Source organism: Ralstonia sp. VS2407 (assembly GCF_052950655.1).
The window spans coordinates 1-480 of the sequence record NZ_JBRFVG010000218.1; the positions used below are offsets into that span (position 1 = coordinate 1).

The following is a 480-nucleotide window of genomic DNA, read 5'->3' on the forward strand; positions in this document are numbered from 1 at the left end:
GTTCATCACCGACCGCCATCTGCCCGACAAGGCGATCGACGTGATCGACGAAGCGGGCGCCGCGCAGCGCGTGCTGCCGAAATCCAAGCAGAAGAAGACGATCGGCAAGAGCGAGATCGAGGAAATCATCTCGAAGATCGCGCGCGTGCCGCCGCAGAGCGTGTCGCAGGACGACCGCAGCAAGCTGCAGACGCTCGACCGCGATCTGAAGAGCGTCGTGTTCGGCCAGGACCCGGCGATCGACGCGCTCGCCGCCGCGATCAAGATGGCGCGCGCGGGCCTCGGCAAGCTCGACAAGCCGATCGGCGCGTTCCTGTTCTCCGGCCCGACGGGCGTCGGCAAGACCGAAGTGGCGCGCCAACTGGCGTTCACGCTCGGCATCGAGCTGATCCGCTTCGACATGTCGGAATACATGGAGCGTCACGCGGTGAGCCGCCTGATCGGCGCGCCGCCCGGATACGGCGGGTTCGACCAGGGCGG

1 protein-coding gene is annotated in these 480 nt (G+C 67.3%); it reads left to right on the plus strand.

From position 1 onward, the window contains the following. On the plus strand, nucleotides 1–480 hold a 480-nt coding region (locus ACU8YE_RS24710), incomplete at both ends, for an AAA family ATPase (protein ID WP_446930075.1).